General features: G+C 50.8%; 14 protein-coding genes, 28 tRNA genes and 3 rRNA genes. 2 read left to right on the plus strand and 43 right to left on the minus strand.

Annotated features, from left to right (window positions below):
• Positions 1-17: 17 nt before the first annotated feature.
• The 36 genes from rnr to argF form a co-directional block, all read right to left on the minus strand.
• On the minus strand, positions 18-2387 hold the full coding sequence (gene rnr / locus ACYVUU_RS08960) for a ribonuclease R (protein ID WP_484500698.1): 2370 nt from the start codon (positions 2385-2387) through the stop codon (positions 18-20).
• Positions 2388-2454: 67 nt separating this feature from the next.
• Complete coding sequence (gene secG, locus ACYVUU_RS08965) at positions 2455-2688, minus strand: preprotein translocase subunit SecG (RefSeq protein ID WP_002876914.1); 234 nt, start codon at positions 2686-2688, stop codon at positions 2455-2457.
• Positions 2689-2742: 54 nt separating this feature from the next.
• Complete coding sequence (locus ACYVUU_RS08970; RefSeq protein ID WP_484500699.1) at positions 2743-4815, minus strand: LTA synthase family protein; 2073 nt, start codon at positions 4813-4815, stop codon at positions 2743-2745.
• Positions 4816-4834: 19 nt separating this feature from the next.
• The gene (locus ACYVUU_RS08975; protein WP_484500700.1) at positions 4835-5848 is read right to left on the minus strand and encodes a lysylphosphatidylglycerol synthase transmembrane domain-containing protein; all 1014 of its coding nucleotides are present in this window, start codon (positions 5846-5848) and stop codon (positions 4835-4837) included.
• Positions 5841-6890, minus strand: coding sequence for a glycosyltransferase family 4 protein (locus ACYVUU_RS08980; protein ID WP_484500701.1), 1050 nt, complete (start codon positions 6888-6890; stop codon positions 5841-5843). Before ACYVUU_RS08980 ends, ACYVUU_RS08975 begins: the two co-directional genes overlap by 8 nt.
• Entirely contained in the window at positions 6883-8052 is a 1170-nt protein-coding gene (locus tag ACYVUU_RS08985; RefSeq protein WP_439774905.1) for a glycosyltransferase family 4 protein, read from the minus strand. The genes ACYVUU_RS08980 and ACYVUU_RS08985 overlap by 8 nt, the downstream gene beginning before the upstream one ends.
• A gap of 170 nt (positions 8053-8222) precedes the next feature.
• Positions 8223-8307: transfer RNA gene (locus ACYVUU_RS08990), tRNA-Leu, on the minus strand.
• A 17-nt stretch (positions 8308-8324) separates the two neighbouring features.
• Positions 8325-8409: transfer RNA gene (locus tag ACYVUU_RS08995), tRNA-Leu, on the minus strand.
• A gap of 28 nt (positions 8410-8437) precedes the next feature.
• Positions 8438-8508: transfer RNA gene (locus tag ACYVUU_RS09000), tRNA-Cys, on the minus strand.
• Positions 8509-8537: 29 nt separating this feature from the next.
• Positions 8538-8610 (minus strand) — tRNA-His (locus ACYVUU_RS09005).
• A gap of 14 nt (positions 8611-8624) precedes the next feature.
• Positions 8625-8695 (minus strand) — tRNA-Trp (locus tag ACYVUU_RS09010).
• A gap of 4 nt (positions 8696-8699) precedes the next feature.
• Positions 8700-8781 (minus strand) — tRNA-Tyr (locus ACYVUU_RS09015).
• A gap of 8 nt (positions 8782-8789) precedes the next feature.
• Positions 8790-8862 (minus strand) — tRNA-Phe (locus tag ACYVUU_RS09020).
• A 6-nt stretch (positions 8863-8868) separates the two neighbouring features.
• Positions 8869-8942, minus strand: a tRNA-Asp gene (locus ACYVUU_RS09025).
• Positions 8943-8946: 4 nt separating this feature from the next.
• A tRNA-Met gene (locus ACYVUU_RS09030) sits at positions 8947-9020 on the minus strand.
• A 9-nt stretch (positions 9021-9029) separates the two neighbouring features.
• Positions 9030-9117 (minus strand) — tRNA-Ser (locus ACYVUU_RS09035).
• A 41-nt stretch (positions 9118-9158) separates the two neighbouring features.
• Positions 9159-9230: transfer RNA gene (locus tag ACYVUU_RS09040), tRNA-Glu, on the minus strand.
• A 242-nt stretch (positions 9231-9472) separates the two neighbouring features.
• Positions 9473-9560, minus strand: a tRNA-Ser gene (locus tag ACYVUU_RS09045).
• A gap of 2 nt (positions 9561-9562) precedes the next feature.
• A tRNA-Ile gene (locus ACYVUU_RS09050) sits at positions 9563-9636 on the minus strand.
• A gap of 3 nt (positions 9637-9639) precedes the next feature.
• Positions 9640-9710 (minus strand) — tRNA-Gly (locus ACYVUU_RS09055).
• A gap of 14 nt (positions 9711-9724) precedes the next feature.
• Positions 9725-9797: transfer RNA gene (locus ACYVUU_RS09060), tRNA-Phe, on the minus strand.
• A 17-nt stretch (positions 9798-9814) separates the two neighbouring features.
• A tRNA-Met gene (locus ACYVUU_RS09065) sits at positions 9815-9888 on the minus strand.
• A gap of 11 nt (positions 9889-9899) precedes the next feature.
• Positions 9900-9973 (minus strand) — tRNA-Ile (locus ACYVUU_RS09070).
• 12 nt (positions 9974-9985) lie between these two features.
• Positions 9986-10059, minus strand: a tRNA-Met gene (locus ACYVUU_RS09075).
• A gap of 36 nt (positions 10060-10095) precedes the next feature.
• Positions 10096-10169 (minus strand) — tRNA-Pro (locus tag ACYVUU_RS09080).
• A gap of 6 nt (positions 10170-10175) precedes the next feature.
• A tRNA-Arg gene (locus tag ACYVUU_RS09085) sits at positions 10176-10249 on the minus strand.
• Positions 10250-10254: 5 nt separating this feature from the next.
• Positions 10255-10340, minus strand: a tRNA-Leu gene (locus tag ACYVUU_RS09090).
• 15 nt (positions 10341-10355) lie between these two features.
• A tRNA-Gly gene (locus ACYVUU_RS09095) sits at positions 10356-10427 on the minus strand.
• A gap of 4 nt (positions 10428-10431) precedes the next feature.
• Positions 10432-10504 (minus strand) — tRNA-Thr (locus tag ACYVUU_RS09100).
• A 15-nt stretch (positions 10505-10519) separates the two neighbouring features.
• Positions 10520-10601: transfer RNA gene (locus tag ACYVUU_RS09105), tRNA-Leu, on the minus strand.
• Positions 10602-10613: 12 nt separating this feature from the next.
• Positions 10614-10686: transfer RNA gene (locus tag ACYVUU_RS09110), tRNA-Lys, on the minus strand.
• Between the two features lie 2 nt (positions 10687-10688).
• Positions 10689-10761: transfer RNA gene (locus ACYVUU_RS09115), tRNA-Val, on the minus strand.
• A 158-nt stretch (positions 10762-10919) separates the two neighbouring features.
• Complete coding sequence (locus tag ACYVUU_RS09120; protein WP_439775618.1) at positions 10920-12347, minus strand: basic amino acid/polyamine antiporter; 1428 nt, start codon at positions 12345-12347, stop codon at positions 10920-10922.
• A gap of 99 nt (positions 12348-12446) precedes the next feature.
• Positions 12447-13670, minus strand: a complete 1224-nt coding sequence (gene arcA / locus ACYVUU_RS09125; RefSeq protein WP_484500702.1) for an arginine deiminase — start codon at positions 13668-13670, stop codon at positions 12447-12449.
• A gap of 163 nt (positions 13671-13833) precedes the next feature.
• Complete coding sequence (gene arcC, locus ACYVUU_RS09130) at positions 13834-14763, minus strand: carbamate kinase (protein ID WP_439775620.1); 930 nt, start codon at positions 14761-14763, stop codon at positions 13834-13836.
• An 18-nt stretch (positions 14764-14781) separates the two neighbouring features.
• Entirely contained in the window at positions 14782-15783 is a 1002-nt protein-coding gene (gene argF / locus ACYVUU_RS09135; RefSeq protein ID WP_025896204.1) for an ornithine carbamoyltransferase, read from the minus strand.
• A 308-nt stretch (positions 15784-16091) separates the two neighbouring features.
• On the opposite strand from argF, the gene ACYVUU_RS09140 reads away from it, so the two are divergent.
• Together ACYVUU_RS09140 and ACYVUU_RS09145 are read left to right on the plus strand one after the other, a co-directional pair.
• On the plus strand, positions 16092-16961 hold the full coding sequence (locus ACYVUU_RS09140) for a DNA-binding domain-containing protein (protein ID WP_484500703.1): 870 nt from the start codon (positions 16092-16094) through the stop codon (positions 16959-16961).
• 75 nt (positions 16962-17036) lie between these two features.
• Positions 17037-17756: a B3/B4 domain-containing protein gene (locus ACYVUU_RS09145; RefSeq protein WP_484500704.1), complete on the plus strand. Its 720-nt coding sequence runs from the start codon at positions 17037-17039 to the stop codon at positions 17754-17756.
• Between the two features lie 87 nt (positions 17757-17843).
• Here the strand turns inward: ACYVUU_RS09145 and ACYVUU_RS09150 are convergent, their stop codons facing one another.
• From ACYVUU_RS09150 to ACYVUU_RS09180, 7 genes are all read right to left on the minus strand, one after another.
• Positions 17844-19418 carry an amidohydrolase gene (locus ACYVUU_RS09150; RefSeq protein ID WP_484500705.1) on the minus strand — a complete coding sequence of 525 codons (1575 nt, stop codon included), beginning with the start codon at positions 19416-19418 and terminating at the stop codon, positions 17844-17846.
• Between the two features lie 167 nt (positions 19419-19585).
• Positions 19586-19702, minus strand: a 5S ribosomal RNA gene (rrf, locus tag ACYVUU_RS09155).
• A gap of 69 nt (positions 19703-19771) precedes the next feature.
• Positions 19772-22678, minus strand: a 23S ribosomal RNA gene (locus ACYVUU_RS09160).
• Between the two features lie 127 nt (positions 22679-22805).
• Positions 22806-22878: transfer RNA gene (locus ACYVUU_RS09165), tRNA-Ala, on the minus strand.
• Positions 22879-22946: 68 nt separating this feature from the next.
• Positions 22947-23020 (minus strand) — tRNA-Ile (locus tag ACYVUU_RS09170).
• A gap of 112 nt (positions 23021-23132) precedes the next feature.
• Positions 23133-24696 (minus strand): 16S ribosomal RNA (locus ACYVUU_RS09175).
• Together the 16S, 23S and 5S rRNA genes with 2 tRNA genes alongside form the textbook arrangement of a ribosomal RNA operon.
• A 562-nt stretch (positions 24697-25258) precedes the next feature.
• Entirely contained in the window at positions 25259-26125 is an 867-nt protein-coding gene (locus ACYVUU_RS09180; RefSeq protein WP_484500706.1) for an RsiV family protein, read from the minus strand.
• Between the last annotated feature and the right edge of the window lie 6 nt (positions 26126-26131).

Consider the following 26131-nt stretch of genomic DNA (forward strand, 5'->3'; position numbering starts at 1 on the left):
ATCCTCCCGCTTACTTTCTAGCGGTTTGGCCGCCGGCGATTGCCTCGCTCGCTTTGCCCCAGCCGCTGGCCGCGGTTGTTGCGGCTTGGCTTGTGGCGTCTGTCACCGCTCTTGTCGCGGCCGCCGTAATTGCGCCGGCCCTTGAAGTTCCGGTCCCCGTTTCTTCTGCCCATCCCGCGGTCATTGTGGGCCCGCTTTTTGGCATCTGGATCGTAAACTTCAAAGTCCAGCTGGTGCTGCTCAACATTAGCATTGGTCAAGACAACCTTGATCGGCATCCCTACCTTATATTTCTTGTGGGTTGCCCGGCCGGTCAAAGTCATGGTCTTTTCATCGTATGAGTAGTAGTCGTCCTTCAAGTTGGAGATGTGGATCAAACCTTCCACCGTGTTCTCCAACTGAACGAACATCCCAAAGCTGGTGACTGATGAAACGACCGCGTCAAACTTGTTGCCAACTTGGTCAGCCATGTATTCGGTCATCTTCAAGTCGTTGGTTGCCCGTTCCGTGTCGATTGACCGCCGCTCTTGGGTTGAAGTCTGGTCAGCTACTTCTGGCAGTTCTTCCTTAAAGTGCTCCTTGACTTCCTCGCCTGTTCCTTCTTCCAGGTAGGCGTGGATCATCCGATGGACCATGGTGTCTGAATACCGGCGGATCGGGGAAGTGAAGTGAGTGTAGTACTTGGCCGCGATCCCGAAGTGCCCCAGCGGATCTTCTGAATAGTGGGCCTGCTTCAAGCTCCGCAGCATCATCATCTGGACAACCGCTTCTTCCGGCGTCCCCAAAGTCTTGGTAACCACCTTCTGCAAGTCCAGCGGCTTGATGTCGTTTGGATCTGCCTTGACGTTCAAGCCGAAGGCACTGCAGAATTCAAAAAATCTGGTGATCCGGTCAGCTTCCGGCGTCTCGTGCACCCGGTAAAGGAAAGGCACCTTTTTTCTGTAGTAGGCTTCCGCTACCGTTTCATTGGCCAAAAGCATGAAGGATTCGATCATCTTTTCGGCCGTCCCCCGGCTGTGCAGGACGATATCCACCGGCTTGCCCTTTTCATCCACGATGATCTTGGCTTCTGGTTCTTCAAAGTCGATGGCCCCCCGGGCATGGCGCTGGTTATACAGGGCTTCATGCAAGGCCGCCATGTCCTTAAGCATTGGCCGCACCTTGACATACTTGTCTTCCAAGTCGCTGTCCGGCACGTCGCCGCGCAAGGCCTGGTTGACCTTGTTGTAGGTCAAGCGGCCGTGGGACCGCATCAAGGCTGGGTAGATATCATAAGATACCCGCTCACCTTCCGGGGTGATTTCCATGTCGCAGGACAGAACCAAACGGTCAACGCCTTCGTTCAAGGAACAGATCCCGTTGGACAGTCTGAACGGCAGCATCGGAATAACCCGGTCGACCAAGTAGGTACTGTTGCCCCGGGCAAAAGCTTCCCGGTCTAGTGGCGTTCCTTCCTTAACATAGTGGGCCACGTCAGCGATGTGAACGCCCAGGTGGTAGTTGCCGTTGTCCAGCTTCCACAAAACGACCGCGTCGTCAAAGTCCTTGGAGTCATCCCCGTCGATCGTGACGGCTGGCTGGTCAGTAATGTCCCGCCGGCCTGGTTCATGCTTTTCTTCTTCAGTCACGTGGTCCGGGATGGCATTGGCCTGCTCTAAGGCATCTTCTGGCCATTCAGTCCGGATGTCGTGTTCAGCCACGATGGACATGATGTCCACGCCCGGGTCATTTTTGTTACCGATAATTTCGACAACTGCCCCGGTCATCTGGTCTGGCAAGTCTTCAGTCGGGTAGGTCTTCAGAGATACCTTGACCATGTCCCCCATTTGCGGAATCAAGCCGTTTTCCGATACATAGACCCGGTACTTCTTGAACTTCTTGTTGGTCGAAATCACGTAGCCGGCAAAGTGGCTGATCTTGACCTGCAGGTCTTCTAAAGGCGTGTATTCGCCGACAATGCTGCTGGCCCCGCGCTCCAAGATTTCTTCAACCTGTCCTTCCGGCCCCTTCCCGTTCCAAGGGTTGCCGCCAGCCGTGATCTTGACCTTGACCCGGTCCCCGTCTAAAGCCAGCTTGGTAGCGTCAGAGTTGATGAACACGTCATCGGCCTCTTCATCATCCAAGCGGACAAAGCCAAAGCCCTTGTCGTTGGCCCGGAAGACCCCTTCGACTTCAGTATTTTCCTGGGCCAGCTGGTAGCGGCCGTTGCCATCAGTGATGATCTGCTTTTCCTGCTCCAGGTAGGCCAGGGCCTTAACCAGGTCGGTAAAGTTGCCCAAGCGGTCCCGGCGGGCCTGCCGCTCAATTTGGTCAACGCTGAATTGCTTTTGCGGGTTGTGCCGGAAGATCTCCAGCACGCCCGCCAATACAGTCTCATTTTGCGCCATTATTTTCTCCATCTGTATTTTCGTTAAAAAAAACCTCCCATCAAGCAAGTGATCGGGAGGTTAATGATTATTTAGAAGACAGGATTGCCAAAATAATCGAAAAAGCAAAGAACAATACCAGTAGAACTGACGTCACTTTTTCCATAAAGGCTTCAAAGCCCCGCTTCTTGGTCTGGCCGCTAAAGACGGCACCGCCTGACAAAGCGTTCAAGGCATCTTGCTGCTTCTGTGGTTGCATCATTGTCGCAATAATGATCAGCACTGAAACAATGATCAACAGCGTCATAATAAAGTTGTACAATGCACTGCCTCCAATTTATTCTACAATTACTTTACTATTCTATCATAGATAGACTTACTTTGTCTTAGTTTTTTTCAGTTCAGGCGCGTCAGTTTTATAAAGCTTCTCTGCGTCCTTCTTGCCCAGCTGGCTCTTTAAGCTGGTCTTGCTCTTTCCGGCTTCCTCCAGCTTCTTTAAAGAGTCGGTCTTGTTGTAGTCATAGTCACTGGTCTTGACCGGAGTAAACCAGGATGGGTGGTAGAAGCGGAGCAAGTTCCCGGTGACGACCCGGTCAGACAGAGTCAGCTGGGTCAAAACCTGGTTGGCGATCAAGCGGCAGGCCTTCTTTTCCTTGGCATTCGTAACCTTCTTGCCCGTCTTAGTGTAATAGTAGCTGCTCCCCACCTTGGTGTAGACCGGGGTAATAAAGTTCCCGTTTCGCTGGGCCACGACTTGCGGGTTCTTTTTGCTTAAAAGGTCATGCCCAAACAAAATCAGGTCCTTGCTCTTGATCCCCAGCAGGTTGAGCAGGGTTGGCATCACGTCGATTTCCCCGCCATAGGTATGCTTGATGCCGCCTTTTAAGTTGCTTGAGTAGAACATGAGCGGCACTCTTTGCTGCTGCTGGTCGTCGAACTCACCGTAATTTTTCTTGCCGGTCAGCTGGGCCATGGCCTCGTTGTGGTTGTTGGAAATCCCGTAGTGGTCTCCGTAGAAGACCAAGAGGGTCTTTTTGTCCAGGCCGGTCTTCTTCAGCCAGGTCATGAATTCACCGATCGCCTGGTCCAGGTAGTGGGCCGTCTGCACGTAGCCGTCAACCGTGTTGTCACCGGTCGTGGTCTTCTTGATCGACTGGTTCTGCTTGTCCAGGGTATATGGATAGTGGTTGGTGACCGTGATCATCTTCAGGTAAAAAGGCTGGGGCAGTTCAGAGATATACTTGGCCGACTGCTTGAAGAAGATCTTGTCCTTTAAACCGTAGCCCAAGTACCAGCTGTTTTGGTACTGGTAGTAGTTCAAGGAAGCAAAATAATCGTAGCCAAAAGACTTGTAGGCATTGTTCCGGTTCCAGAAGGACCCCGTCCCCCCGTGCATGACGGCGGTAGTGTAGCCGCCCTTTTGCTTTAAAATGGCCGGCATGGATTCAAAGGTGTTGCTGGTCCCGTAAGTCGACATGGCTGAGCCGGACTGGACCCCGAAGAGGGAGTTTTCCAGCATCAGTTCCGCGTCAGAAGTCTTCCCCTGCCCCACCTGGTTGAAGAAGTTGTCAAAAGCCAGGGTGTGCTTGGAATGGTAGATCTTGTTCAAGTTAGGCGTGACTTCCTTGCCCTTCCACTTGTAGCCGATCAAAAACTGCTGGAAGCTTTCCAGGTGGATGACGATGACGTTTTTCCCTTTGGCTGCGCCCGTATAAGCTGAGTTTGGCTGAACGTAATTGGCCTTGAGGTATTTTTTGACCGAGCTCAAATCCGACACCTTGGCATTGGCCATCTGGGCATTGGTCTGGGCCGTCTTGATCCCGTCATAAAGGGCATATTCGTTGATCCCTAAATACTTGACGATGTAGTTGTTGTCAAAAGTCCGCGTGAGCAGCCCTGACCGGTCCTTTTGGGCCAAAAGGAGGTTGCCCCCCATCAAGATGAGGGCCGTCAGTTCAATCGCGACCTTCCTTTTCCAGGACTGGGCGTAGAGGTCCATTTTGAAAAATTTCCCCAATAAAAGCCCCAGCAAAATCAAGGGGTCAGCGAAGGCTAAAAAGTCACTGCCCTTGAGGATGCCGGCAATGCTTTTGCCCAAATTCTCCGAAGCACTGCCCGAATTCTGCAGCAAAGAGAAAGAGAGGAAGTTGGAGAATTCCCGGTAGTAAAGGATGTTGGCAAAAAGCCAGGTGGCCAAGAGAAAGTCCAGGACAATCATGGTCCAGTAGGACTTGCGGCCCTTCATCAGCATCCCCAAACCCAGAATCAGCATCCCCGACGGAATGGGGTTGATGAGCAAGAGGAAGTTCTGCATCGGCCCCGTCGCCCCCAGGGTAAACTTGGTCAGATAGATTAGGTAACACTTGAGCCAGTAGCCGAAGACCGCCAGGGCAAAGAAGCCGTTCTTAGAGGTCCTGAGCCAGGTCCCAAATGCCTTGATTTTCTGCATTTCTTTCACCTCAAAAAAATCAGTCCCGCAACTTAGCCGGCTTGAAGGACCAGCCAAAGATGCCAAGAATCATGCCAAAGAAGTAGGTCGCGAACCGCCACAAGAACATGGCCAAAACGACCACCCCCGGCTGGCTGATGAAGCTGGCAAAGAGGGTCTGGAAGCTGAATTCCGCCCCTCCGCTGGCCCCAGGCAAGGGGATCACGGCCATGAACATGATGATTAGGATCGTCATCAAGGTCACCTGGACATAGTCAACCGGCTGGCCCAAAGCCCGCAAAGTCAAGTATGGAGCTGAGTAGTAGCAAAGAAGTTGTCCAACCGTTAGGAGCACCACGCCCCAGAGCTTTTTCTTCTCCGCCTTGAGGGCCTGGCTTTCCTGGTAGAAGCTTTCCACTTGCTCCAGGGTCGATTTCTCCCAAGCTTGGGCCCTTTCCTGGCCAAAAATCCGCCCCAAAAGCTTCATCAGCTTCTTAACCGCCTTAACCGTCCAGTCATGGGCGAACATGGCTAGCAGGAGCAGGATGATTGAGAAAACGTGGAGGGCAAAGCCCAGGAAAATAAAGATGGCCAAAGCCGCGAACTTGCCAGCCACAAAGTGAAAGCCAAAGATAAAGGCAGTCAAGTAGGCAAATAAGACCACCAGCTGGTAGCAGATGAACTTCATCATCAAAATTGAAGTTGCCCGGCCACCGGCCATGCCCATTTCCACCATGGCCGCTAATTGCGACGGCTGCCCGCCTGTCGCCATCGGGGTGATCCCGTTGAAAAGGGCCTGAATGAGTGGAATCCGCATATAAGACCAGAAGCTCCGCTTGGCTGTCCCCGGCCTTTTGGCCAAAAGACGGAGGATCAAGGCTTCACAGACATAGGACAAGGCCATGGCCAAAAAGACTAGGGCCAGGCGCCAGGGAATGATCTCTCCGGCTGCCGCCTTTAAAGTGGCCATTGGCGTTGACCGCAGGTCAAAGTATAAAACAAGGGAGCTGATCAATAAGACGATCAGAACTCCCCACAGATTTTTCTTATTCATAGCTGATCTGCCCCAATTCCCGGCCCAGCTGGTACTGCTCTTGGTAGAAGTCCCGCCAGATTTCAGCCAGGTGGTCTTCAGAGTACTGCTGGCTGGCCTTGCGGGAAAGCTCCTGCTGGCGGGCCAGGACTTCCGGATGAGTAGCCGCGAAGCGCAGCTGTTCGTTCATTTCGGCAAAGTCCTTGCCAGACAGGTAGTAGCCATCGATGATGGCCCGGTAGAGGTCCAGGTCTCTGAGCAAGACCGGGGTTCCGCAGCTGAAGGCTTCCAGAACTGACATCGGGAAGAGCTCGTCAAAGGACGGCAAGATAAAGAGGTCGGCCATGTTCAAGTAGTCAACCAGCTTTTCCCGGTCGATGATCCCGGTAAAGGTCAAATTCTTTGGCGGGTTTTCGACCAATTTTTTGAAGTGGTCATAGCCATCCGTGATCTTGCCAAAGGAGAAGCCGCCGGCCCAGATAAACTGGTAGTCGGGATTGGCTTCCGCCAACTTGGCAAAGTCATCGACCCCTTTTCTGGCCTGGACTTGTCCGTCGCCAAAGACGACGAACTTGTCCTGGGGGATGCCCAATTCCTGCCGGGTGGCGTTCTTCTTGGCCTGGGTCTGTTCATAGAACTCGCTCTTGGCCACGAAGTTCGGGATATAGCGGATCTTGTTTCTGTCCAGGCCGTATTCAGTCAGCTTGTCGATGAAGATCGGGTTGACGACCACGATCTGATCCATCCGCTTGTAAAAGTCGATCACGTACTGGTAGAAGACCTTCTTAGCCACTCCTGGCAATTTGATTGACCCCTCCAGGGTATCTGGCAAAAAGTGGACATAGCCGATCTTGCGCCCTCTGGCTGGTGAGAAGCTGTTGGCAAAGTAGGTCGGGTTGATGGTATGGTAGTGAGTCAAGTCGCTTCTGCCATACTTGTTGATGGTCACGTAGAAGTCATCGACCAGGTGGGTCCGAAGAAGCCGGATCAGTTCCAGGTAGGCTGCCCCGACCCCTTGCCCGGCGACTGAGTCTGCCTGGGAAAACATGTTGATTCTAATCATTGCTGCCCTCTTTTTTCACTTGATAGTTGTCAATCGCGTACTGGTAAAATTTGCAGACCTCGCTGGCAAAGTGGCTGGCTGAGATTTCCTCCAGCTTCTTTTCCAATAATTGCGGCGGAATTTCTTTCCGGCCTTGCCGCAGGTAAGCCGCGATTTCTTCCTTCATCTGCCGCAGGCTTTCAAAGGTCATGCCGTAGGCCGGATCATCAAAGACCTGGTCGGTGTAGTCGGTCTTGTAGACCACGCATTTGCGCCCGCTGCCCAGAGCTTCGATATAAGTCAGCCCCTGGGTTTCCGTGTCGCTGGCTGAAACAAAGAAGTCTGCCATCTTATAGTAGCTGCCGACCTGGTCATGAGGAATATTGCCGGCAAAAATTACATGGTCTTCCAAAGTCAGGCGTTCAACTTGCTCTTTCAAAACGTCCACGTCTGGCCCATCGCCAGCAATGACGAAGACCAGCTTAGGGAATTCCGTCAAAAGGTCCGGCATGACCCGAAGAATACGATCAATCTTCTTTTCCGCGGCTACCCGGCCCAAGGTGATGATCACCTGGGCATCCGGGGCAATCCCTAATTTTTCCCGCAGATCAGCCTTGTCCGGGGCACTGATGGCGTCCAGGTCAACCCCGGTAGGAATCACCCGCATGGGGATTTCCACCCCGTAGCGGGTCAATAGAGCCGCTACCCGCTGGCTGGGCGCGATGACGCCGTCCATGTTCTTCAAGTAGCTCTTGGTAAACTGCTGGACATGGACCGGCCGGAGCAGGTGGCCATTTAAGACATAGTGCAGGTAGTCCTCGTACATGGTGTGGTAGGTGTGGATGGCAGGGATGCCCAATTGCTTGGCCACGTACTTGCCAATTGTGCCCATGGAAAATTCGGTCTGGGTGTGGACGATGTCCAAGTTGACTTCCTTGGCCACCTTGACTGCTTCAAACAGACCCCGGAAAGCAATTCGCCGCTCAGAGAAGCCAATGAAGGGCACGGAGCTGAAGCGGAAGATATTGGCCTCAACCGTGTCCTTGTCAACATTGGGATCAGTAGTCGTAAAGATGAAGACATTGTGCCCCTGGGCCTCCAAAGCTTCTTTAAGGGTTTTGATCGACGTCGCCACCCCGCTGTTTTGCGGGAAGTAGGTGTCTGTAAACAAACCGATGTTCATGTGCTTTCTTTACCTCCATACTAAAAGACATTATAGAGAATCGGCAAAAGAGGTGCAAATTTCTTAACCAAAATACAAAGAATAAAACATATTTGCGGCAGGAAAAAAGGGGAAGGGAAAAGGAGACAGATAAAACAAAAACGACTCCCAAGAGGAGTCGTTTCAAGCAATAGCGGTGATCGGGGTCGAACCGATACGTCCGTAATGGACACCAGATTTTGAGTCTGACGCGTCTGCCAATTCCGCCACACCGCCGTGATATTAAACTTGAATAGCGGTGATCGGGGTCGAACCGATACGTCCGTAATGGACACCAGATTTTGAGTCTGACGCGTCTGCCAATTCCGCCACACCGCCATGCTATTCTACTTGGCCGTTAAGCCTAAGGCGGGGATCGGAGTCGAACCGACGATTAAGGTTTTGCAGACCTCTGCCTTACCACTTGGCTACACCGCCACGATTATTCTTTTCTGCCCTTCGGCTAGGGCGGTATGTGGGAATCGAACCCACGTATGCTGGATCCACAAACCAGTGTGTTAACCACTTCACCAATACCGCCATATTCTCATTAACAGGGATAGTAGGAATTGAACCCACACCGACGGTTTTGGAGACCGTAGTTCTACCTTTAAACTATATCCCTATTATGGAGGAAAGTGGATTCGAACCACCGAACTCAGAGAGAGCGGTTTTACAGACCGCCGCGTTTAGCCACTTCGCTATTCCTCCATTTTCAATGGCGCGGGACGGAATCGAACCGCCGACACATGGAGCTTCAATCCATTGCTCTACCAACTGAGCTACCGAGCCATCAAACGGTCCATGCGGGATTTGAACCCGCGATCTCCTCCGTGACAGGGAGGCGAGATAAACCACTGCTCCAATGGACCAATATTGCGGGAGCTGGATTTGAACCAACGACCTTCGGGTTATGAGCCCGACGAGCTACCAGACTGCTCCATCCCGCGATAATAAAAAGGAGGATGTGGGATTTGAACCCACGCACGAGTCGCCCCGTCTAACGGTTTTCAAAACCGTCCCCTTAAGCCACTTGGGTAATCCTCCAGATGATGGATAGAAAATATTCAATTCTTGCCTTTCGGCAATGACCCGTACGAGATTTGAACTCATGTTACCGCCGTGAAAGGGCGGTGTCTTAACCACTTGACCAACGGGCCGTCATAAGCACTCTTAAGATGATACTCGCTTAAGCTCATCTTGTCAAGCGGCTTTTTCAATCTTTTCAAAGGCCACTTGCGTCAACGCTCGCGCGTCAACAAATACTAGAATACAGAAAAATCCTGTCTTTTGCAAGCCTTTTTTAGAAAAAAAGAGCCACTTTTTTGCCTTTTCCCCTGCTCTCCTTCTTATTTCTAGACTTAGATACAAAAAAAGAGCTGCAGGGCAGCTCTTTATTAGGCGGAGTAAGAGAGATTCGAACTCTCGCGCCAGTTTCCCGACCTACACCCTTAGCAAGGGCGCCTCTTCAGCCACTTGAGTATTACTCCAATGGGCCTGGATGGACTTGAACCATCGACCTCACGCTTATCAAGCGTGCGCTCTAACCAGCTGAGCTACAGGCCCATAAGCGGGTAACGAGAATCGAACTCGCGACAACAGCTTGGAAGGCTGTGGTTTTACCACTAAACTATACCCGCAAATATTCAATTTATGGCGCGGGACGGAATCGAACCGCCGACACATGGAGCTTCAATCCATTGCTCTACCAACTGAGCTACCGAGCCAGCTTATTTAAAAGCAATTGCGGGAGCTGGATTTGAACCAACGGCCTTCGGGTTATGAGCCCGACGAGCTACCAGACTGCTCCATCCCGCGCTGACAAAAAATGGACCTTGTAGGACTCGAACCTACGACAGGACGGTTATGAGCCGTCTGCTCTAACCGACTGAGCTAAAGGTCCAAGTTTACAAAATAGCGGCGGGGGGGATCGAACCCTCGACCTCCCGGGTATGAACCGGACGCTCTAGCCAGCTGAGCTACACCGCCATACTGTAACCAATATGGAAAATATTAAATTACAAATCGGGAAGACAGGATTTGAACCTGCGACCCCCTGGTCCCAAACCAGGTGCTCTACCAAACTGAGCCACTTCCCGGATCTATGCACCCAGTAGGACTTGAACCTACAACCTTCTGATTCGTAGTCAGACACTCTATCCAGTTGCGCTATGGGTGCAAGCATGCCGAAGACCGGGGTCGAACCGGTACGGTTGAAACCAACCGCAGGATTTTAAGTCCTGTGCGTCTGCCAATTCCGCCACTCCGGCATATATATAATAAAAAGCGGAAGACGGGATTCGAACCCGCGACCCCCACCATGGCAAGGTGATGTTCTACCACTGAACTACTTCCGCACAATGCCGATTATACGACTTGAACGTACGACCCCCTGTTTACAAGACAGATGCTCTACCAACTGAGCTAAATCGGCATGTTATAAAAACAATACGGGTGGCGGGACTTGAACCCGCACGTCCGAAAACACTAGAACCTAAATCTAGCGCGTCTGCCAATTCCGCCACACCCGCAGATCAGGGCCATGAGTCGTGAGGGACTTGAACCCTCGACCCTCTGATTAAAAGTCAGATGCTCTACCGACTGAGCTAACGACTCGATGGAGGATACAGGGCTCGAACCTGTGACCCTCTGCTTGTAAGGCAGATGCTCTCCCAGCTGAGCTAATCCTCCATATGACTTGTTTACGGCATAGGCCGTAAGCACAAATACTAGTATATCGTATTCAGCCAGGAATGCAAGTCTTTTTTCCTTTTTTTATTTTGAAAAAATAAGCCACAGCACAAAAAAACAGCGGAAAACCGCTGTTTTGGGAAAGATTTTAATTTCGATTACATAATGTCGATCGTCTTGTTGGCAATCAGAACAATGGACAGAACGCAGAGGATTGCAATAACGATAAAGGTGATCTTTTCGTTCTTGTTGAGCTTTCTGCCTTGTTCACGAACGCCTTGGTAGTAAACGATCAAGCCTGGGATGTAACTCAAGGAAACAACCAGGACGTATTGCCAGCCGGCCAAAATCATGCACATGAATTGGAAGAGGGCTGCCAGCAGACCGTAGGTCCATTGGCCCCATTCCTTGCGTTCACGGCTGAACTTCATTTGGTACAAGCCGACAAACAGGTATGAGAACAAGATGGCACTTGAAGCCAAAGTGTAACAGAATTCGTAAGCCTTGTCAGTGAAGAGCAAGGAGAAGAGGAAGATGGTCTGCAAGATAGCAGTAGTGAACAGGGCGTTAGTTGGCGCCTTCTTGCTGTTCAGCTTGCCCCAGAACTTAGGAGCAGCACCGTCTTCAGCGATCAAAAGCATGGTTTCTGCTGGCAGCATGGTCCATGACAGCCAAGAAACGATAGTGGAAATGATCAAGCCAATGTTGATGATCATAGCGCCCCAGTCGCCGACGATCATCTTCAAGTCGCTGCCCAAAGCTGGTTGTGCAGCACTGGCCAATTGAGCCCGGGTAAGTGAGCCGTATGGCAGGATTGAGATCAGCATGTAGAAGACCAAAAGCAGGACGAAACCAAGCATGGTTGCTTGTTGAGCTTCCTTCAGGCTCTTGGCACGTGAGCCCATGACTGAGGCCCCTTCAACACCGATAAATACCCAGATCAGGGTCATCAAAGTCCCCTTCATCTGTGGCCACAAACCACCAGTCGTCGTCCCCTTGGACAGGTTGTTGGCAACTCTGCCCCAGAAGTCAGCGGTAAACATCCCGCCCTTGAAGGAAACGATGCAGATGATAACAAACATGATCAATGGCACAACCTTGCAGAAAGTACCGATCGTGTTAACGAATGAGGCACTTTCAACACCGTTGTTAACCAAGAAGGTCAAGGCCCAGCAGAAGATGATGGCTACAATGATTGATGGCAGGTTTGAACCGCCCTTGAAGACCGGAATAAAGGTCCCGATCGCGCTCATCAGCATAGTAGCAAAGGCCAGGTTGCCCAGCCAGGCACTCAGCCAGTAGGCCCAGCCGGAAATGAATTCACCCAATGGGCCATAGCCGGCCCCGGCGTAAGCGAAGATACCACCCTTAAGGTCGGATCTCTTCTCAGTCAAATTGTTCAATGACAGAACAAGCATCAAGAAACCAAAGCCAACCAGCAGCCAGGACAAAATAGCGGGCCCTGGAGCGGCAGATGAAGCAATGGAACTGGTAATGCCGAAGATCCCAGTCCCAATAGAGGAACTGACGATCAAAGCGGTCAGGCCAACAAGGCCTATCCCGTTTTTGTTTACTTTCTCTTCCATGATTTTTACCTCCCAAATACTCTTTCCACCTAAAAAGGCGGAGATAGTCTAAGCCCTTGAGCGATAGACCAGCTCCGCGATTTTAGATTCAAAAACCAATTAGATGTCTTCACGGACAATTGGGCAAGACATGCAACGTGGGCCGCCACGACCTCTTGACAATTCGCTTGAACGAACTTCGTGGACCAGAATCCCGTGTTCTCTCAGCAAAGCGTTGGAAACGTAGTTTCTGTTGTAAGTTACAACTTCACCTGGAGCGATTGCCAAAGTGTTTGAACCGTCGTTCCATTGTTCACGCGGAGCTACGATTGGGTCGCCATTGCCAGTTGGGATCAGGTCGATTTCTGACTTGCCCAAGGCCTTCTTCAGCACTTCCTTGATGTCAGTGTGGTGTTCGAAGGTAACTTCCCCATCCTTGCCTGGGTGCAGTACCCAGTTGTCAACCTTGCCATCTTCAGTCAAGATGTCTGGGTGAACAGTGAATTGATCGTAGTTGATCATGGTGAACACCGTGTCAAGGTGCATCATTGCGTGGTTGTGCGGAATTGAAATGGCAATTACAGTGTCGTAGTCAGAGTTTGCGAACAAGCTCTTAGCGATGTCTTGAATTGCGTCGGCAGTAGTACGTTCTGAAATACCGATTGCTACTACGTGGTCGCTCAATACCAGTTCGTCACCACCTTCGATGTGACTTTCGTGGTTTCTGTCGCGCCATACCTTAACCTTGCCAGCAAAGCGAGCGTTGTACTTCAAGATGTATTCAGTGATCATTGATTCACGCTGACGAGCTGGGAAAGTCATCTTGTTGACTGACATCCCTTCGCCGATTGAAGCTTGCGGGTCACGGGTGAAGTAGGCGTTTGGAAGTGGATCCATCAAGAATGGCCATTCAGTGTTTTCTGACACTGCTGCCAAGTCAAGAGTGGTCAGTTCCAGGTCATCTCTGCGGATACCTTCGTAGATTCTGGTTACCAGTTCAGTTGGAGTCAGAGCCTTAAGGTATTCAACCAAAGCGTCGTGAGTTACGCCGGCAACAAAGCCAGCTTCTGCTACTTGTCTTTCAATGAATTCGTTTCTGACAGCTTCGTCTGCCAAGGCTTCGGCAGCCAAGTCTTCGGTGTAGATAACTTCGGCACCGTTGTCGCGCAGGGTTTGTGCGAAGAAGTCGTGTTCTTCTTGCGCGATTGGCAAGTATGGAATGTCGTCAAACAAGAGACGTTCCATTGAATCCGGCGTGATGTTTTCGATTTCGCGCCCTGGCCTGTGCAACATAACTGTCTTCAACTTACCAATTTCTGAAGTTACATGAATAGGACTTGTCATGATCTTTACACTCCTATAATTGCTAATTTACCTAATATCCTAATGATTTGTGTGGTTATAAATCGTCAAGTCAACCTACTAACGACTTAACTAACTAGTTGTTCGTAATTTTTAAAGAGAGATTTTTACACTAAAATTTAAACCGGTCGATGAGCAAACGCGCTTATGCGTGGATAACAGTCCCCAACTGTCCAGCAAGAGCGGCGTCTAAGCCTGACAGAGAAGTAATGATGGCTTCTCTTTCCGGGTGGCCTTCAACGAATGACATGCAGGCTTGAACCTTAGGAAGCATGCTGCCGGCAGCGAATTGACCTTCGTCAATGTACTTCTTAGCTTCTTCAACAGAGATGTTTTCCAAGTTCTTTTGGTCTGGCTTGTTGAAGTTGATTGCCACGTAGTCAACGGCGGTCAAGATGATCAGCTTGTCCGCGCCAACATTGTCTGCCAACAATGCGCTGGAGCGGTCCTTGTCGATAACGGCTGGCACGCCCTTGAGCCCTTCTTCGGTCTCAACTACAGGCACCCCGCCGCCACCGCCGGCGATAACGAGTTCATCTGCTTCAATCAAGGTCTTGATGCTGTTCAATTCAACGATTCTCTTTGGAGTCGGTGAAGGAACAACCTGCCGCCAGCCGCGGCCAGCGTCTTCCTTGAAGATGTAGCCCTTGTCTTCAGCGATTGAGTCGGCTTCTTCCTTAGTGTAGAAGGCCCCAATCGGCTTAGTTGGGTTTTGGAAGGCTGAGTCAGCCGGGTCAACAACGATCTGCGTTACGATAGTCGCTACGTCCTTGGTCATGCCGCGCTTGTGGAGTTCGTTTTGCAGACTTTGCTGCAGGTGGTAGCCAATGTAGCCCTGGCTCATTGCCCCGCATTCAGGGAATGGGAAGGCCGCGCTTTGGCCATGTTCAGCAGCGTAGCTCATGCCCAGGTTGATTTGGCCAACCTGCGGGCCGTTACCGTGGCTGATAACTACTTCGTTGCCGGCGCTGATCAAACCGATCAGTGAGGAAGCTGTGTTCTTAACCAATTCCAATTGTTCGGCTGGTGACTTGCCGAGGGCGTTGCCGCCCAATGCTACAACAACTTTTGACATAAGAGCACCTCTTCTTGATTAGTCGCCCAAGGTAGCAACCATGACAGCCTTGATGGTGTGCATTCTGTTTTCAGCTTCACGGAAGACAACTGAGTGCTTGCTTTCGAAGACTTCGTCAGTTACTTCAAGTTCCTTCAAGCCAAACTTTTCGTAAACTTCGCGGCCAACTTCAGTTTCCAGGTTGTGGAAGGCTGGCAGGCAGTGTTCAAAGATAACGTTAGGGTTTTCAGTAGCCTTAAGAACGTCCATAGTGATTTGGTATGGTGAAAGCAATTCGATCCGCTTCTTCCACTTGTCGTCGGATTCACCCATTGATACCCAAACGTCGCCGTAGATTACGTCCATGCCCTTAACGCCTTCCTTGATGTCGTTTGAAACAACGATCTTGGCGCCAGTTTCCTTAGCGATTGCGTTAGCCTTTGCCAAAGTTTCTTCGCTTGGGTTCAGTTCTGGAGGAGTTACAACGTGGTATTCCATACCCATAACTGCGGCACCCAGCATCAAAGCGTTTGATACGTTGTCGTGACCGTCACCAACAAAGGCAAACTTAATGTCCTTGTATTCCTTCTTCAAAACTTCCTTAGCAGTCAAGAAGTCGGCCAAAACTTGAGTTGGGTGGTCAGCGTCAGTCAAACCGTTCCAAACTGGGACACCGGAATACTTAGCCAAAGTTTCAGCTGCTTCTTGTGAGAAGCCACGGAATTCGATACCGTCGAACATGCCGCCCAATACGCGAGCAGTGTCCTTAACTGATTCCTTGTGGCCGAAGTGTGAGCCGCTTGGCCCAAGGTAAGTTACGTGAGCGCCTTGGTCGTGAGCACCAACTTCGAATGAGCAGCGGGTTCTGGTTGAGTCCTTTTCGAAGATCAAAGCAATGTTCTTGCCCTTCAAACGAGGTTGTTCAACACCAGCGTACTTGTCCTTCTTCAGTTGTTCTGCCAGGTCAAGCAAGTATTCCATTTCACGAGTGTTGAAGTCTGCGAGAGTTAAGTAACTGCGGTTGCGTAAATTAAAAGCCATGATAGCTTCCTCCTGTTTTCTATTGTTTTGTGTTTTTCACTTGTTTACGATTATCATTATAGAAAGCGTTTTCAGACCACAACAGTAAAAAACAAAAAGATTTACCAGAAAAAAATAGAAATCAATTAATTAGTTTTTCTGAACTGTATAATCGAATTTTTTAAGTGAATAGAAGGCCGCTTATACGGCCCCTTGGGTACTTTTACCATGTTTATACACTTTTTTATTTTAAGTCTCCTTTGTGCTACAATTGGATAGTTGACTCAGTAGACTTCAACTTGCTTCAAAAACAGGGAGAAAATACAAAAATGCACTTTTATATCACAAACAAGAGCACCAGGAACTTACAACTAATTAGTGACGCCCTGGAGCGGAACTTCGAAAACATTGTCGTCGGCCGGTCAACCGATGCCCAAAGGACCTTTGACGACCTCCGCCAACTCAGAGTTGACGTATTGGTTGTCGACTATGATCTGGCACCCTTTGACGGCCTAACCCTCTTAAGGCGGCTCAAGCAGGCCAACATCCTGCCCCGGGTGATTATGACGGCCAATACCCCGTCAGAATCCTTGATCACGGCTGCCTACCAAAACGGTTGCGACTTTTTCATCCACCACCAGCTCAATTCTGAGGAAATCGCCCATATTTCCAAGATTATCAGCACCACCCTGCAGCTCTTGAGCAACATGCGGGTGATCAGCGAACTTTCGGGCAGCTTGAACAATCCATCTGGCCGCCAGCAGACCACCCGCCGGCAGCAAATCGACCATGTGACTGACACCCTGCGCTTTTTGGGCATTGCATCTGAAAAAGGCTATGAAGACATCATGAAGATCATCCGCTTGATGGTCGACAAGGACATGAGTTTTGACCAGATCGATCTGGAAGAAAGCTTTGGCATCAGCGGCCGGGAGAAAAAGGTCATCTACCAGCGGATCCGCCGGACCCTGCACATCGGGATCGTCAATCTGGCCACCATGTGCATCGACTACCCGGACAATGAAATGCTGCTGGACTATGCCAACAACCTTTTTGAGTACCAGAACATCCACGTGGAAATGCAGCACCAAAACGGCAAGGAGCTAGAACGGGGGCAGATTTCCCTGCAGCACTTTTTTGACGGTCTGCTGCAAGAAAGCTACCGGGTCAAGCGAGGCAGCGATAATGAGCTCTGGTAAGGAGCTTTCTGCTTATAGTACAATTGGATAGTAAGGAAAAATCTTATCTCTTTTATATAGAAAGAAAGGTTCAACATGTTAGAAAAAGTTACCGTTGACCCAAGCTTTTGGGAACTCTTCCCTGACGCGCAAGTAAACATCATGCTCGTCAGCGGCATCGACAACCACGACACTGATGACAATCTCGCCCGCCGGCGCAAGCTGCTCAGAGAAAGCAGCGACAAGGCGGAAGACTTCCTGGGGGCAGCGGCTTTTGCCAAGAACCCAGTCGTTGCTGAATGGCGGCAAGCCTACCAGCAATTCAAAAAGAAGAAAGGTGTCCGGGCTTCCATCGAAGCTCTTTTGAAGCGGATCGACAAGGGCGAAGATTTGCGGCCGATTTCACCATTGGTTGACGTCTACAACTCAGTTTCCCTGGCTCATGGTGTCCCGATTGGCATCGAAGACCAAGATAAGCTGGCCGGCACCATGCACCTGGGCCAAGTTCATGAAGGCCTGGCCTTCCAGCCAGTCGGCGCTGACAAGGACGAACCGACCCTTGAAGGCGAAGTTGCCTGGTACGACGACCAAGGTGCCGTTTGCCGCTGCCTCAACTGGCGGGATGCCCAAAGAACCATGCTGGATGAAGATTCAACTAAGGGCGTAATCGTAATTGAATCTGTCAACGCTGACCAGGCGCAGCGGGCTAACGAAGCCATGAGCGACTTGGAAAAGCTTTTGGAAGAATTCTTCGGCATCAAGCCGGACAAGTCTGTTGTGTTGACCAAGGACGCGCCAAGCGTAGACGTTGACTAAAAAATTATCAACAAGTTTTCCACAGATCAAAAAAGTCTTACCTGTCAAAGGTAAGACTTTTCTATTGCCTATATTTCTTTAATTACATTAATTCTTTTCCTGGCTCCAGACCTTTTCTCCGCCAATCCAGGTGGAAGCAGGCTTGACCTTGGCTAAGTCAGCCGCCTTTTGGCTGAAGATGTCTCTGTCCAAGATGACAAAGTCGGCGTCCTTGCCCGGGGTCAAGGTCCCGTTGTTGACAAAGCCGCCCATCTTAGCCGCGTCTCTGGTGTATGCCAGAATGGCCCGGGCAACGGAAATACCTTCATCTTCGTTGATGAAGCCGCCTGCTGCCGTGTGCCGGGTCACTGCCGCGTAGATTCCGTAAAATGGACTGTCCGGTTCTGCCCATGGGGTGCATGGAGCGTCTGAACTGAGGCTGAAGAGAATATTTTCTTGGTCTAAGCTCTTGATCCGGTAGGCCATCTTCAGCTGATCCGCTGACAAAAACTGCCGGTAGGAATCCTCTTCGGCGAAGAAGAAGATCGGCTGGGTAGAAACAGCCAGGCCAATTTTTGCCTCCTTCAGCTCCTTGAGCATGGAGTCAGACAAAAGTGAAGCATGCTCGATTCTGACTGACGGCTGACATTCAAGCCAAGGGTCCATATTTTGGCAAACATCAATCACCCGCTGAATGGCCGCGTCGCCCATGGCATGAACCGCGACCTGCAGCTTCTTTTCTCTGGCATAAGCGATGATTTCCCGCAGGCGGTCCTCACTGGTTAATGCTACCCCCTTTTTGCCAGATGGGAAGGGATCCTTCATCAAGGCCGTTTCACCGGAAATGCTGCCATCCATAAAGACCTTGAGCCCGGCTACCCGCAGGCGGTCGCTCTCTTCGATCTCAAAGGGTCCGGAAATTTCATCAGCCACGTAATAGATGGCTGACTTAGGCTTAAAGCCCTGTTTGTAGGCATCCTGGTACAAAGAAAGAGTGGCGTAAGGGTGAAGGCGACCCATCATTTCGCCGATGGCCACCAGGCCGTTTTCCAGGTAGTGGCTGGATGACTTGACCAGGTTGGCCACGTCGTTTTCATAAGACAAGGCAGATTTGGCCCGGATCAAAAGCTGGCTGGCCGCGACCTCCCGCATGAAGCCAGTTGGCCGGCCGGAAGCATCTTTTTCAATCTTCCCGCCTGCTGGGTCCGGCGTATTCTCATCAATTCCTGCTAATTCCAGAGCCCGGGAATTGCCCACTGAAGAGTGGCAGTCAGACCGGTACAAGAAGATCGGCTGGGTGGTTGACACCTGGTCCAGGTCATCTCTGGTCGGGCTCCGGTGTTCAGCCAGCTTGCTTTCGTCAAAGCCCCAGCCTTCAATCCAAACATCAGGCCCCTGGCCATATTCCGGAGTGTGGCGGAGGGCTTCCTGCATCTCACTAATACTGTTGACCAGAGGCGGGGTGCAGGCTGCCCCATGCAGGGCATCGGCAATATACTTGGGGTGGGTATGGTTGTCAATCAGACCTGGCAGGACGGTTTGACCTTGAAGATCAATGATCTCCCCCCGGCCCTTTTCCCCAATAGCCACGATCTTGCCGTCTTCAACCGTAATTGAATCGGTAAAGGCCGTCTCATTTTCCCCGGTAAAAATTTTCCCGTTTACAAAAGTTCGGCAGTTCATCTTTTTCTCCTGTTTTCCTATTAATCCTATTTTTTATTCTAGATATTAACCGCTTACAATATTATTCTACTCAGAAACAGTACAAATAACAGTAAAAATTAGACAAATAGAAAACAAAAAAAGAAAATAAAACAAAAAGAGCCAGACTTCCATCTGACTCTTGTCTCGCGCGGCAGCTTCCTATCCTCGCAGGCAGTTTCCCACCAACTACTTTCGGCGTTAAGAAGCTTAACTGCTGTGTTCGGCATGGGAACAGGTGTATCCTTCTTTCCATTGCCACCGCACTCTCTTTGAGCTTGCACGCTCAAAACTGAATATCTCTTTCCAAGTCAAAACCTTCATGCTTCGCTCTTTTGGTCAAGTCCTCGACTGATTAGTACCGGTCCGCTCCAAAGCTCACGCTTCTTCCACTCCCGGCCTATCTACCTCATCGTCTCTGAGGTGTCTTACTTTCTTGAAGAAATGGGAAATCTCATCTTGAGGGGGGCTTCGCACTTAGATGCTTTCAGCGCTTATCCCGTCCGCACATAGCTACCCAGCGATGCCTTTGGCAAGACAACTGGTACACCAGCGGTGCGTCCATCCCGGTCCTCTCGTACTAAGGACAGCTCCTCTCAAATTTCCTGCGCCCACGACGGATAGGGACCGAACTGTCTCACGACGTTCTGAACCCAGCTCGCGTGCCGCTTTAATGGGCGAACAGCCCAACCCTTGGGACCGACTTCAGCCCCAGGATGCGACGAGCCGACATCGAGGTGCCAAACCTCCCCGTCGATGTGAACTCTTGGGGGAGATAAGCCTGTTATCCCCAGGGTAGCTTTTATCCGTTGAGTGATGGCCCTTCCATGCGGTACCACCAGATCACTAAGCCCTACTTTCGTACCTGCTCGAGTTGTCTCTCTCGCAGTCAAGCTCCCTTTTACCTTTACACTCTGCGAATGATTTCCAACCATTCTGAGGGAACCTTTGGGCGCCTCCGTTACACTTTAGGAGGCGACCGCCCCAGTCAAACTGCCCGTCAAACACTGTCCTCGGTCTGGATCACAGGCCTGAGTTAGAGCATCCGTCAAGCAAGGGTAGTATCCCAACAGCGCCTCAGATAAGACTGGCGTCCTATCTTCTCCGGCTCCTACCTATCCTGTACATGCTTGACAGATACCCAATATTAAACTGCAGTAAAGCTCCATGGGGTCTTTCCGTCCTGTCGCGGGTAACCCGCATCTTCACGGGTATTATAATTTCACCGAGTCTCTCGTTGAGACAGTGCCCAAATCATTACACCTTTCGTGCAGGTCGGAACTTACCCGACAAGGAATTTCGCTACCTTAGGACCGTTATAGTTACGGCCGCCGTTTACTGGGGCTTCAATTCAAACCTTCGCTTGCGCTAAGCTCTCCTCTTAACCTTCCAGCACCGGGCAGGTGTCAGCACCTATACTTCATCTTACGATTTTGCAGATGCCTGTGTTTTTGATAAACAGTTGCTTGGGCCTTTTCACTGCGGCTGATCTTGCGACCAGCGCCCCTTCTCCCGAAGTTACGGGGCCATTTTGCCGAGTTCCTTAACGAGAGTTCTCTCGCTCACCTGAGGATACTCTCCTCGACTACCTGTGTCGGTTTGCGGTACGGGTGCACCGTCTCTGGCTAGAAGCTTTTCTCGGCAGTGTGACGTCGCAGCCTTCGCTACTTTAATTTCGCTCCTCATCACGCCTTGTCCTTATGAAAGCAAGCATTTGACTCGCTCTCAGACTTGACGCTTGAACGTGGTATCCAGCACCACGCGCTGCTAGCCTCCTGCGTCCCTCCATCGCTCATAACGATTCGGTGCAGTACAGGAATCTCAACCTGTTGTCCATCGACTACGCCTCTCGGCCTCGCCTTAGGTCCCGACTTACCCTGGGCGGACGAGCCTGCCCCAGGAAACCTTAGTCTTGCGGCGGACAGGATTCTCACCTGTCTTTCGTTACTCATACCGGCATTCTCACTTCTAGAAGCTCCACATGTCCTCTCGGTCATGCTTCACCGCCGCTAGAACGCTCTCCTACCACGTGCATAATGCACATCCACAGTTTCGGTATCATGCTTAGCCCCGGTAAATTTTCGGCGCGGCGTCACTCGACTAGTGAGCTATTACGCACTCTTTGAATGATGGCTGCTTCTGAGCCAACGTCCTAGTTGTCTGCGCAACTCCACATCCTTTTCCACTTAGCATGAATTTTGGGACCTTAACTGGTGATCTGGGCTGTTTCCCTTTCGACTACGGATCTTATCACTCGCAGTCTGACTCCCGCACATAAATGTCTGGAATTCGCAGTTTATCTGAATTCAGTAACCCTTGACGGGCCCCTAGTCCAAACAGAGCTCTACCTCCAGCATCCTCTTTGCGAGGCTAGCCCTAAAGCTATTTCGGAGAGAACCAGCTATCTCCAAGTTCGTTTGGAATTTCACCGCTACCCACAACTCATCCCCGCAATTTTCAACTTACGTGGGTTCGGTCCTCCAGCGCGTTTTACCGCGCCTTCAACCTGGTCATGGGTAGGTCACTTGGTTTCGGGTCTGCGTCAGCCAACTGCTCGCCCTCTTCAGACTCGCTTTCGCTGCGGCTCCGTCTTTTCTGACTTAACCTTGCTGACTAACGCAACTCGCCGGTTCATTCTACAAAAGGCACGCCATTACCCCTTAACGGGCTTTGACTACTTGTAGGCACACGGTTTCAGGTTCTCTTTCACTCCCCTCCCGGGGTTCTTTTCACCTTTCCCTCACGGTACTGGTTCACTATCGGTCACTGGTTAGTATTTAGCCTTGCGAGATGGTCCTCGCGGATTCAAACGGGATTTCACGTGTCCCGCCCTACTCAGGATACTGATAGGCCTTCTTTGGATTTCGCTTACGGGGCTCTCACCCTCTCTGGCGCGTCTTCCCAAACGCTTCTGCTATCCTCTGAAGTGCCATGTCTCAGTCCTACAACCCCGGCAGATAAATCTGCCGGTTTGGGCTCTTTCCTGTTCGCTCGCCGCTACTTGGGAAATCGATATTTCTTTCTCTTCCTGCAGCTACTTAGATGTTTCAGTTCACTGCGTGTTCCTTTCTTGTGCTATGTATTCACACAAGAATAGCATGTCTGCACATGCTGGGTTCCCCCATTCGGAGACCTCCGGATCAAAGCCTACTTACGGCTCCCCGAAGACTTTCGCGGTTAGTCGCGTCCTTCATCGGCTTCCAGTGCCAAGGCATTCACCGTGCGCCCTTCTTCACTTGACCTTGCAAGTTTGTTCTTTCGAACTCTCTCGGTCGCTTTGCAATGTTTTCATTGATCTCAATGATTCTCGGTTTTTTCTTGGAATTAAGATATTCAGTTTTCAACGTACAAACTTGGCCTTGCGGCCAATGGAGGCAAACGGGATCGAACCGATGACCTCCTGCTTGCAAAGCAGGTGCTCTCCCAGCTGAGCTATGCCCCCGTAAATATCAACTTTTAAGATGTTACTCCATCTTGGCCGAAATGTAAAGACTTTTCTTTGCATTTCAATGGGCCTGGATGGACTTGAACCATCGACCTCACGCTTATCAAGCGTGCGCTCTAACCAGCTGAGCTACAGGCCCAAGTTCTTATTGTTGGTACTCTCAAAACTGAACAAAGTTTCTTTGCAGTGTGCTTCCGTAACTGATGGATTTCTCTTAGCATTTCTGCTCTCCATCCATCTGTTTTCCTTAGAAAGGAGGTGATCCAGCCGCAGGTTCTCCTACGGCTACCTTGTTACGACTTCACCCCAGTCATCTGCCCTGCCTTAGGCGGCTGACTCCAAAATGGTTATCCCACCGACTTTGGGCATTGCAGACTTCCATGGTGTGACGGGCGGTGTGTACAAGGCCCGGGAACGTATTCACCGCGGCGTGCTGATCCGCGATTACTAGCGATTCCAGCTTCGTGCAGGCGAGTTGCAGCCTGCAGTCCGAACTGAGAACAGCTTTAAGAGATCCGCTTACCCTCGCGGGTTCGCTTCTCGTTGTACTGCCCATTGTAGCACGTGTGTAGCCCAGGTCATAAGGGGCATGATGACTTGACGTCATCCCCACCTTCCTCCGGTTTGTCACCGGCAGTCTCTCTAGAGTGCCCAACTTAATGATGGCAACTAAAGACAAGGGTTGCGCTCGTTGCGGGACTTAACCCAACATCTCACGACACGAGCTGACGACAGCCATGCACCACCTGTCACTGTGTCCCCGAAGGGAAAGACTTATCTCTAAGTTTTGCGCAGGATGTCAAGACCTGGTAAGGTTCTTCGCGTTGCTTCGAATTAAACCACATGCTCCACCGCTTGTGCGGGCCCCCGTCAATTCCTTTGAGTTTCAACCTTGCGGTCGTACTCCCCAGGCGGAGCGCTTAATGCGTTTGCTGCGGCACTGAGAACCGGAAAGTCCCCAACACCTAGCGCTCATCGTTTACGGCATGGACTACCAGGGTATCTAATCCTGTTCGCTACCCATGCTTTCGAGCCTCAGCGTCAGTTGCAGACCAGAGAGCCGCCTTCGCCACTGGTGTTCTTCCATATATCTACGCATTCCACCGCTACACATGGAGTTCCACTCTCCTCTTCTGCACTCAAGAATGACAGTTTCCGATGCAGTTCCACGGTTGAGCCGTGGGCTTTCACATCAGACTTATCATTCCGCCTGCGCTCGCTTTACGCCCAATAAATCCGGACAACGCTTGCCACCTACGTATTACCGCGGCTGCTGGCACGTAGTTAGCCGTGACTTTCTGGTTGATTACCGTCAAATAAAGACCAGTTACTGCCTCTATCCTTCTTCACCAACAACAGAGCTTTACGATCCGAAAACCTTCTTCACTCACGCGGCGTTGCTCCATCAGACTTGCGTCCATTGTGGAAGATTCCCTACTGCTGCCTCCCGTAGGAGTTTGGGCCGTGTCTCAGTCCCAATGTGGCCGATCAGTCTCTCAACTCGGCTACGCATCATTGCCTTGGTAGGCCTTTACCCCACCAACTAGCTAATGCGCCGCGGGCTCATCCTAAAGTGACAGCTAAAAGCCGCCTTTCAAACTTGAATCATGCGATTCATGTTGTTATCCGGTATTAGCACCTGTTTCCAAGTGGTATCCCAGTCTTTAGGGCAGATTGCCCACGTGTTACTCACCCATCCGCCGCTAGCGTCCAACAAATCATCCCGAAGGAATCTTTGAATTCAGCTCGCTCGACTTGCATGTATTAGGCACGCCGCCAGCGTTCGTCCTGAGCCAGGATCAAACTCTCAATTTGAAAATTGAGCTCTTTTTAATCTGCTCCAGATTATTTGCTTGCGAATTGACTTCGCTTATTTGTTTGGATCAAACTTTGTTTGACCCGCACACTGCGAAACTTTGTTCAGTTTTCAAAGTACCAACTTGCGTCTTAGTGACGCAACGTTTTATATCTTACTCGCTTGTTTGATTATTGTCAACAGCTTTCTGATATTTTCTTTTTTGCCTCCGCGAGACTTGCTTGTCTCACGCGGCAACAAATATTAGTATACTAGCTTTTTTTGATTCGTCAAATTTGCTTTTTCATTCGTTTTATGATTGGTGCACCCGGCGGTGTTGTTGTTACGCACCTTTCTCTTCCAGTTGCAATAAATCGGATTAGCTGTATTTTTTCTTTTTTTAACAGAAGATTGTTCTTAATTTGCTTGTTTTTCTCTGGAAAAGCCGGAAAAATTTCTGCGATTTTTTCTAAAAAACTGGGCAAAAGAAAAATGGCGACCTAAGTCACCATTTTCTTCACTCCATTATTCTCTTTTGTATTCTTTTTCTTTTTTCTTTTCTCTTTTCTTATCTTGCTCAACTTATCTCTGCAGCTTGGCTACCAGCTTGTTTGGCAAAACGAAGCTCTGGCTGCCCATGGACATTGGCCCAACTTCACCTTGGTTAAAGACGATAACCACCTGGTTCTTCTTGTTGATGTAGAACTGCTGGTTCTTCTTGATTTGGCTGAAGCCGTCCGGGTCGCCATTTTGCTTGAGGAAGTAGCTCTTGTTCTTGTCAGCCTTCATCTCCTGCTTCATCTGCTTGATGATGTTCTGGCTGATGGCCTTTTGGTAGTTGCTGCCGCTCTTGAACAAGTCGCCCAGCTTGACCCGCTTGCCGCTGGCCTTGCTGAAGACATAGTAGCGGCTGCTTTCGCCGCTGTCGGCTTGGGTTTGCACGGCCGTCAGCTTGATCACGTACCAGTAGCGGTTGTTAGTCACTTGCTTAGTCTTGACTGTCAAAGAACCATAGCCACCCTTCTTCAGAGAAGCCTTGAATTCCTTGGTCAAACTGTCAGTTTCCTTGGCAATTTCCCGGTTGACTGCCTGGCTGCTCTTCTTGGCCTCCTTGGCTGCCGGCCCGGTCACCCCGCTGACAGCAACTTTGTCAACGGAAATATCGGCTGAATGCTTGCGGCTTTCGTAGTGGTAATCGCGGAAGGTCACCAGCTTGAAGTAGTTACCCACAACTGGCAAGTTCTGCATGGCATTAGCCACCTGCGGACTCGTGTTTGGCAAAATCACGCTGAAAGCTGCCGCTGCCGCGATCCCTGCCACCAGGCGGACCCACGGCTTGCGCTTGGCGGACAAAGGAACGACCTTCTTTTGCCCCCGGCCGGCTGCTGCCTCCACGATATACTCAGTCTTGATTCCGCCCATTGCATCCATTAAGTCAGTGTTTTTCATAATAGT

The organism is Lactobacillus sp. WILCCON 0058, from assembly GCF_057198005.1.